Origin of the sequence: Planococcus sp. CP5-4_YE (genome assembly GCF_019042655.1) — a bacterium.
Classification (GTDB): domain Bacteria; phylum Bacillota; class Bacilli; order Bacillales_A; family Planococcaceae; genus Planococcus.
In genome coordinates, this window is the sequence record NZ_JAHPZO010000011.1 from 81,041 (window position 1) to 90,176 (window position 9,136).

Sequence of the window (9,136 nt, forward strand, 5' to 3'; positions counted from 1 at the left end):
CTCATGTCCCTTTTTGGAGGGGCATGAGCCGTTTTTTATTTTTTCATCAATAAATAAACAAAATACGGTGCGCCGATCAATGCTGCCATGACGCCAGCCGGAATGCCCGACGGTTCAAGCAGGTTGCGGCCGATCGTATCAGCTGCAAGCAGCAGCCAGCCGCCGAGCAAGATGGCGACGGGCAGGAACAATTGATGGCGCGGCCCGACAAGCGCTTTTGCGAGGTGCGGGGCCATCAAGCCGATAAAGGCGATGCTCCCGGTGACAGAAACAGCAGCGGCAGCGAGCGCGACGGCCGCAAGCAAAAGGACGGCGCGTTCTTTGCCGATATTGAGCCCGAGACCGATGGCGGCGGATTCGCCAAGCCCGAGGATGTTCAGCCGGTTCGCTTTATATAAAACAAACGGAATCAACACGACAAGCCAAGGCAAAAGCGCCAGGATAAACGGCCAGTCGGTGCCCCAAATGGAACCTGCGAGCCACTGGGCTATGAAATCCACTTTTTCTCGTTCTGCAGATGAAATCAAAACGATCATGACGCCGGATAAGGCCATCGAAAAACCGATGCCGACGAGTACGAGACGAACCGGTTGAAGGCCTGTGCGTGGATCGCGGGAAAATAGGTAAATCAGGATGGCGGTGATGAAAGCGCCGAGAAACGCGACGAACGGCATCAAGAACGCAAAAGAGCCTGGCTCCACAGGGATGAACAAAAAGAAAATGGCAATGGCGACGCCAGCACCGGAATTGATGCCGATGATGCCCGGATCTGCCAAATCATTGCGCGTGATGCTCTGCAGCACTGCGCCCGACAAAGCGAGTGCCATTCCTGCCAGGAACGTAATGAGCAGCCTGGGCATCCGGATAGAGAAGAGCACAAATTCTTCTTTAAAATCACCCTGGCCGAGCAAGACGGGTACAATTCTGCCGAAACCGAGCGTCGAATAGCCAAGCCCTAAACTCAAGACAGCGGTAATCAACAGGATAATGGTGAGCACGAGCAAAGTGATGCGCTGCTTGCGGATTAAATGTTGTTGGATCATGTGAACGCACCTCCACCCTTACGGACGATGAGCAGGAAGAACGGCAAGCCGAGCATGGCAACCACCGCTGCGACCGGCGTTTCAAATGGTGCGTTGACCGTACGGCCGAACAAATCGGCGAGCAGCATGAAAATGGCGCCCGTGACGGCAGACATCGGAATGATGAAGCGGTAATCGCTGCCGACGATCACGCGGACGATATGCGGAATCATCAAGCCGATGAATGCCAAATTGCCGGCCAAAGCGACTGCAGCGCCGGCAAGCAAGGTGACGACCACAAACAGCATTGCTTTGATCTGGCCGGTCTTTTGGCCAAGCCCGATTGCCGCTTCTTCACTCAAACTCAACACCGCCAGTTGGCGGGACAGCAATAATGCGACAAACAAAGCAATCGTGATAAACGGAATGATAATCTGCAGCTGCCCCCAAGATGTGCCGATCAAGCCGCCGGCAGTCCACATAGAGACATCTTTGGAGATTTTGAACAATAAGCCGATCGCTTCTGCAATGGCGGTCAAAAATGCCGATACCGCCGCTCCGGCAAGGACAATGCGAAATGGCGAGAACCCGCCGCGACGCGAAGCCCCGATGCCGAAGACGAGCCCGGCTCCGATGGCCGCACCGATAAAGCAGGCGATCATGATGCCAAAATAATTAGCGCCGGGGATAAATGCCAATGTCGCGGCCAATGCCGCGTTTGCCCCGGCAGTTAAACCGAGCAGTCCGGGATCCGCCAGAGGGTTGCGGGTCATACCTTGCATGATCGCGCCTGAGACGGCGAGTGCTGCCCCGACGAAAATCGCGGCCACTTCACGCGGCAGGCGAATTTCCTGGATGACCGAAATTTGCTGTCCGGTGTTGTCGGAAAACAGCGCCAGCCAGAGGTTATTCAGGCTGACATCAGCAGCCCCAAAGACCATCGACACAACAAAAGCTAGCACAAGTGCCAGCAGGCTGATTCCAAATATGTATGAAAAACGGGCATTATAACGCATGCATCATCATCTTTTCTATAGAAAGGATAAAGGGATTCCGCTTGGCAGAATCCCTTTTGTGATTATTGGCCAAGGAATTTTTCCTGGAAGAACTCAAGCTGGTAATCGAGTGAAATTGGATCGTTGAAATAGAATTTCTTCGCGTCCACTTCGAATACTTGGTCGTTCTTTACAGCTGGCGTGTTTTGGTAAAGATCCGTTTCCTGGAAGGAATTATCCTGTTCGGAGTCTTTGCTGAAGATTACATAATCGCCCATATATTCAGGGAGGACTTCTTGTGACAAGGCATAGTACCCATCAGTAAGAGCCATTTCTTCAACTTTTTCCGGCATGTTCAAGCCCATTTCCTGATACAGGATCTCGGTGCCGCGGCCCCAGTTGTCGCCGTATACATACAATTGCTTATCAAAGTTCTCGATGACGGATACCGTTGTCTCTTCGCCAATCTCCGCTTTGATCTCTTCACCCGCAGCTTGAGCGCGTTCTTTAAAGTCGTCAACGTATGCTTGTGCTTCGTCTTCTTTATTCAATAGTTTCCCGATTTCCAAGTGCTGTGTCAAATAGTCGACTTTGCCGTAAGTGTAAGTCACAGTTGGTGCAATTTGTTCCAGTTTATCGACGTTTTGAAGAGTCGAGTAACCGATGATCAAATCCGGATCCAATTCGATGATTTTCTCCAGGTTTTCTTCCGATACTTCCTCTACGCCGTCCAAGTATGGCTCGTAGTTCGGGTTGTCGATCGCCCAAGCGTCGATGCCGGCAAGCGGTACATCAAGTGCCATGACGTTTCCGCCGTAAGCCAAGGCTACCACGCGTTGCGGGTCAGCCGGAACTTCCACTGTGCCATTTTCAGATTCATATTGGATGGTATCGGATCCGCTTGCTTCGCCTTCCGAACCGCTCGTTTCCTCTGTCGTTTCTTCTGTAGAACCGCAAGCGGCAAGCGCAAGCATAACTAGCAATGCGATGGACAAGATAAGTAGTTTTTTCATGATTTGGTTAAGCTCCTTTAATTAAATTGTATGTTAGGCAAATCGGTTTTTGTGTTCGGGGGTCAAGGCCAATTTCCGCATCGATGCGGAAAACTTCCCGTAGGACATCCGGAACGATGACTTCTTCGGGTGATCCGGCCTTGATGATCTGGCCGTCTTTCATTGCAACGATATGGTCGGCGAAGCGGGCGGCGTGGTTCAAATCGTGCAGCACCATGACGATGGTGCGTTCTTCCTCGGCGTTGAGTTCGCGGAGAAGCTCAAGAATCTCCAATTGATGGGCCATATCGAGGTAAGTCGTCGGTTCATCGAGGAAAATCATTTCAGTCTCCTGCGCCAAAGCCATGGCAATCCAGACGCGTTGGCGCTGGCCGCCGGATAAGGCATCAACGGGGTGATATTTGAAAAATTGCGTGCCGGTCACATTGAGTGCCCAGTCGATCATTTCATAATCCCGTTTGCTGAGCTTGCCGAATCCTTTTTGATAAGGGAAGCGGCCATAAGAGACGATTTCGCCGACGGTCAGGCCAGCCGCGTTTTCCGGTGATTGTGGCAAGATGGCAAGCTTTTTCGCCAATTGCTTCGTCTTTTCTTCAGCAATTTGCTGGCCGTCGAGAATGACCGAACCCGATTCGTGGGGAATGACGCGTGTCATCGCTTTCAAAAAAGTTGATTTCCCACAGCCGTTCGGCCCGATGATTGCCGTAATCTTTTTATCTGGAATCGACAGGGACAAGCCTTTGACGATTTTCCTTTCGCCATAGCTGACTTCCAGGTTTTCTGTAAAAAGGCGTCCCATCGACAGCCCTCCTTTTCGTTAAACCGTAATTTTGGAGCAAAAAAATAAAAATGAGATATGTGTTGATAATGATTCTCACTTTCATTACAATGTATACTATAAAGTTATTGAGAATCGTTGTCAATCGGAATTTACTATAGAACGGGGATGGAAAAAATGGCCAATCACGACATCTTTGACGTAACCATCATCGGGGGAGGTCCCGCCGGCTTGTATTCAGCTTTCTACAGCGGGCTTCGGGGCATGAAAACGAAAATTATCGAGTTCCAGCCGCGCCTTGGCGGCAAGCTCCATGTGTATCCGGAGAAAATGATCTGGGACGTCGGGGGGCAGACGCCGATCCGCTGCGAACAGCTGATCACCCAGTTGGTTGAACAAGGGCTGACGTTCGATCCGACGGTGTGCTTGGATGAGAAAGTGGAGAACATGAATAAGAACGAAGATGGACTATTCGTGCTCGCCGGGGCGTCGGGTGAAGTCCATTACTCGAAATCGGTCATCGTCGCAGTCGGTGGAGGCATCCTGAAACCGCAGAAACTGCAAATTGAAGGAGCCGAACGCTTTGAAGTGGCGAACCTTAATTATACCGTCAAAACACTCGAGCGTTTCCGTGGCAGCACGGTGCTCATTTCAGGAGGGGGCAATTCGGCAGTCGACTGGGCGAACGAGCTTGAGCCGATCGCCGAAAAAGTCTATGTCGTCCACCGGAAATCGGAAATGGCCGGACACGAAGCGCAAGTGCGCCAATTGCTCGAAAGCCGCGCCGAGTGCTTACTGGATTCCGCCATCACGCGGCTCGTGGCATCGGATGCAGGCGACCGAGTGGAACTCGTGGAAGTGATGAACCAAGTGACGGGGGAACGGCGTATGCTCCCGGTCGACCAGCTCGTCATCAACCACGGCTATGAGCGTGATGCAAGCTTACTCGAAAATAGCCCGCTCGATCTGGAAACAAAAGACGACTTCTATTTACAAGGCACGCCGGCAAGCGAAACTTCCGTACCGGGAGTGTTTGCGGCAGGGGACATTCTCCAGCATGACGGCAAGCTCAATTTGATCGCCGGCACGTTCACCGACGCCGCCAATGCCGTCAATAAAGCGAAGAAGTTCATCGAACCGGACGCTGCCAATATCGCCATGGTGTCTTCCCATAATGATGTGTTCAACTCCCGTAACCAGGCGCTCAAAAAACAAGCCTTGTGCTGAACGGTTTGTTTATGTCCGATGCTCGCAGGGTAGAGAAGAGCAGGACAGAACAACAAATCGGAGGAGGAACCACACATGGAATTAAAAGATTATGGTGCTGAATCATTTGTCGTCAATATCGAAGATGCGACAAAACAAAACGATACGTTCCGGACCGCTCTTTGGACCGGGAAAAACTTGCAGGTTACATTGATGAGCATCGCAGCAGGCGATGACATCGGGCTTGAAGTCCACGAACACGGCGACCAATTCCTTCGCATCGAAGAAGGGGAAGGCCTCGTGCAGATGGGCGACAGCGAAGACAATTTAAGCTTTGAAGAAAAAGCTGAAGACGATTACGCCATCCTCATCCCCGCAGGCAAATGGCACAACGTCACCAATACAGGCGATAAGCCGCTGAAGATCTATTCCATCTATGCACCGCCAGAACATCCGCACAGCACAGTGCACGAAACAAAAGCGGAAGCGGACGCAGCAGAAGAGGAAGAATAAATTGAAATAAAGAACGGCCGACATGACTTGTCGGCCGTTCTTTTATATTGCATCCGTTCAATGCGTGGAAGCGAGCTTGCGTTCTTTTTTTCCGTGGAGGAAATAATACGGCACGATCAACGCGAATACCGCGATTCCAAGCAATCCATAAAGCGCGCTGTAGCCGGTGAACGGGATGATAAAGCCGAGGATATACGGCCCCATGCCGAGCCCGCCGTCCATCGCGACAAAAAAAGTCGATGTCGCAAGCCCCATGCGGTGGGGAGGCGTCAGCTTGATGGCGACCGCTTGCGTCGTCGATTGCATATTGCCGAAACCAAGCCCGATCAAAGCACCCGCAAATAACAGCCCTAAGCCTGAATCGGCGACACTGAGCAGCAATAGTCCCGCTGCAAGCGACACGAGCGCAGGATACATAATGTAATTGGCGCCGTACAAATCCATGATGCGTCCCGTAAAAGGCCGCGTCAGCAGGATGACGACAGCATACACTAGGAAGAAGAAGCTCGCTGCTTCCACTAGCCCTTTGTCATTGGCGTAAAAATTGATGAAGGACAAAACGCTCGAATAACTGAGCGCGATCAAAAACATGACGATGGCAATCGGTACAGCATTCGCTTCTAAATAATTGGAAAGCTGGAAGCCGGATTTCGCTTCTCCGCCAGACGGTTTCTCCAGCGGCGGGACTTTCACAAAAGTACTGAGCGCCAGAGCAGACACTGCAATCGCGACACAGGCAGCAAAAATCGCGTTATAGCCGGTCCATTGGCTCATCAGCAAACCGATAAACGGCCCGAAAGCTGCACCTAGCGTAGCGCTCATGCTGAAATAGCCAATGCCTTCGCCTTTGCGCGTGTGCGGAATGACTTGCGCCGCAATCGTTCCAGCGGCAGTGCTCGCAATGCCGAGCGTCACGCCGTGCAAAAAGCGGTTGAGCATCAAGAAAGGCAAGCCGAGTGGCAGGAAATACAGTGCCGTCATGCCGACAAAAAGGGCAGAGCCGAGCACCAAGGCGCGTTTTCGGCCAATCATATCGAGTGTACGGCCAATGACCAAACGCCCTGCCAAAGCACCGAGGATAAAGATGCCGGTAACAAGTCCGGCTTCACTGGTCGAAGCGCCGTATTCTTCGACGGCGTATAAAGCGATCGTAACGATCAATAAATAAAAAACGAGCAGTAGCAGGAAATGGACGACGGAAACGCCGATAAAGTCCCGCGTCCATAATTTAGGTTTGTTGTTACTCAAATGAAAGACTCCTTCGAAAGCACAATGACAGCGCTATATGTAATATATCTTAAGCTTTCGCCTCCCTTAACCGTAGCAGACGCCGGGCGTGCCGTCCAATATACGGTACTTGAAAAAGCGCTGCCTTAAAGGGCAGCGCTTGTGGATCCTTGCTCTTATTCGATTAAAAGGCCAAAAGCTCCGGTTTTCTCATCCTGAAGCGATGTCCCTGTAAAATGTCGTCTGGCTTTTGCCGTTTTCCTTCGATACGTAAAGTGCCGCATCTGCATAGGAGAGCAAAGTGTAAAGGTTTTCGGCGTTGTCCGGATAGATGGCAATTCCAATGCTGCACCCGAGTTGCACCCGCCCGGCCTCTACGGTAATCGGCTTGCTCAGCCGATCGATTAGCCGCTGTGCCAATTGCTTTGTCGATAGTTCCCCCATACCTTTGCAGGGAAACAATAAGACAAATTCATCTCCGCCAATACGGGAAATGAACGCTTCTTCAGGCAGTTCCGCCATCAGCCGCTCGGCCACTTTCTGAAGTACGTGGTCGCCCGCTAAATGGCCCAAGCTGTCATTGGCTTTTTTAAAGCCGTCCAAGTCCAGATAGAAGAAAGCCAATTTCTCTTCTGCGGCGTTCGCCTTTTTCATCATCCGATCTGCCGCTTCTTCAAGTGCGATGCGATTCGGCAGGCCGGTTAACGGATCGCGCTGAGCCAAATCCTGCATGCGAACGAGATCGGATTCCGTGGTACCGAGTGTCATGACCAGGCTTTCAAGCGAATTAGATAGGTCTTCGATTTCGCGAACCCCGGTATTTTTCGGCAAAGTCAATTTTTCCCCTTGGCGGAACGCTTTCGCTTTTCTGGAGATTTCATTGAGTGGGCGGCTGATGCGCCCAGCCACCAACCAACCGGCGAAGGCAAAAAGAACAGCGCTTGCCAAGCCACTCAACATGATAATGCGGCTCAAGTCGCGGGCGGCAGCGAAGGCGATCTCTTCAGGCTGGCGTACTAAAACAGTCCATCGCAGCTCAGGATAATCCCAATTCGTCCGTCCACCGGCAAACCCAGTGAGGTAAGATTCCCCGTCAGGCCACTGCTCCAATACCCAGCCTGTTTTTCCACTGGATAAAGAGGCGGAATCGATTGGAAGCTGCTTGCCAAGAAATGCTTCTGGACCGAGGATGACGCGTTGGGTGCCAGGGCTCAAAACAAAGACCTCCAACTCATTTTCCTGGCGATTCAAAGGGCGCAATACGTATTGCATCACTTCCTCTGCCCATTCCCAACTTAAATGGGCAGCCACCACTCCAACGAACGAGCCGTCAGAATGGATGATAGGCACGCTGATATCGACAAACTCGAGCTCACGGCTACCGGGATTCGACAAAAGCTCTGCCAAAAGAAGCGCTTCGTGAACATCGCCGACAAAATCGGTTTTACGGGCTTGCGTATAAATAGGTCGTTCGGAGAGGTCCATGCCTTCTAGCAGCTCATCTGTAGATGCGGTAACGAGGCCGGACGCGTCAGTTATGCCGATCCAAGAAAATGCCGGCACTTGTTCTTGCAGCATTTCAAGTTTCGCTCGCTTTTGATCTGTAGAGACCGCTAGTTCAAGCTCTTCGATTTCTCCAAATGTTTTAATTTCACTATAACGTCCCCACATATACTGATCCAAACGATCTTTCATTTGAAAAGCGATACTCGACAAAGAATTTCCGCGTTCTTCTTCCAGGCGGTTAGTGCTTATTTCCGAAATGAGGAGGCTGAGAACGGCGGCGAACAACAAAATGAAAATAGCAAATATCAAGCCCCAGTAGTTCCTAAGCAATAATGATTTCATATGGTTCCTTTCAAAATAGGTAATTTTCTAATAATAAATAGTATATCAAAAGTCCTTGTTGAAAGGTGAAAAAAGGAAGAAGAAATATGAGCGTCCCAGCCTCAATTTGGAAATGCCAGCAAGGTCCAGATTTTAATTATCCAATAGAAATATAGACATATACCGCTAAAAGCTATTTATAAAAATAATCACTTAAACAAACACAGCCACTAATTTTTACAAATGTCATCAGCATATCCAAAGTCCTGCATAAAAAGGGGAAGAAGGCAAAAAGAAACAGGCAGCAAAAGCTGCCTGTTTCTCCAGGCTGTCGAGAAACCTCGGCAGCTTTTTTGCGTTTCGCTCCAGCCGGACGCTTTCCGCGGGCACGGCCTCAGCCGCTTCGTCGCTGGCGCTCCTGCAGGGTCTTCGGCTCGCGCTGTTCCCGCAGGAGTCGCCGGCTTCCGCTTCACTGTCGGTTTTTTTGACTACTCAATTCCAGCGAACCGGCGTATACTGACAAAAAGAAAAGGAGTGAGCGAACCATGTTGGGTT

General features: G+C 51.0%; 8 protein-coding genes. 2 read left to right on the forward strand and 6 right to left on the reverse strand.

The window, feature by feature from the left end:
- Window positions 1–35: 35 nt before the first annotated feature.
- The 4 genes from KTG14_RS12815 to KTG14_RS12830 form a co-directional block, all read right to left on the reverse strand.
- Window positions 36–1,043, reverse strand: a complete 1,008-nt coding sequence (locus tag KTG14_RS12815) for a FecCD family ABC transporter permease (protein ID WP_216971292.1) — start codon at window positions 1,041–1,043, stop codon at window positions 36–38.
- Window positions 1,040–2,038: a FecCD family ABC transporter permease gene (locus KTG14_RS12820; protein WP_216971293.1), complete on the reverse strand. Its 999-nt coding sequence runs from the start codon at window positions 2,036–2,038 to the stop codon at window positions 1,040–1,042. Before KTG14_RS12820 ends, KTG14_RS12815 begins: the two co-directional genes overlap by 4 nt.
- Before the next feature lie 62 nt (window positions 2,039–2,100).
- Window positions 2,101–3,030, reverse strand: coding sequence for an iron-hydroxamate ABC transporter substrate-binding protein (locus KTG14_RS12825; protein ID WP_216971294.1), 930 nt, complete (start codon window positions 3,028–3,030; stop codon window positions 2,101–2,103).
- Window positions 3,031–3,037: 7 nt separating this feature from the next.
- Complete coding sequence (locus KTG14_RS12830; RefSeq protein ID WP_058382374.1) at window positions 3,038–3,829, reverse strand: ABC transporter ATP-binding protein; 792 nt, start codon at window positions 3,827–3,829, stop codon at window positions 3,038–3,040.
- Between the two features lie 156 nt (window positions 3,830–3,985).
- On the opposite strand from KTG14_RS12830, the gene KTG14_RS12835 reads away from it, so the two are divergent.
- On the forward strand, window positions 3,986–5,035 hold the full coding sequence (locus tag KTG14_RS12835; protein WP_216971295.1) for an NAD(P)/FAD-dependent oxidoreductase: 1,050 nt from the start codon (window positions 3,986–3,988) through the stop codon (window positions 5,033–5,035).
- Between the two features lie 75 nt (window positions 5,036–5,110).
- Entirely contained in the window at window positions 5,111–5,527 is a 417-nt protein-coding gene (locus KTG14_RS12840; protein WP_101192008.1) for a cupin domain-containing protein, read from the forward strand.
- A gap of 57 nt (window positions 5,528–5,584) precedes the next feature.
- Here KTG14_RS12840 and KTG14_RS12845 read toward each other — a convergent pair whose 3' ends face one another.
- A complete protein-coding gene (locus KTG14_RS12845; RefSeq protein WP_216971296.1) occupies window positions 5,585–6,775 on the reverse strand; it encodes an MFS transporter in 1,191 nt (396 codons plus the stop codon).
- A 189-nt stretch (window positions 6,776–6,964) separates the two neighbouring features.
- Window positions 6,965–8,602, reverse strand: coding sequence for a diguanylate cyclase domain-containing protein (locus KTG14_RS12850; protein WP_216971297.1), 1,638 nt, complete (start codon window positions 8,600–8,602; stop codon window positions 6,965–6,967).
- Between the last annotated feature and the right edge of the window lie 534 nt (window positions 8,603–9,136).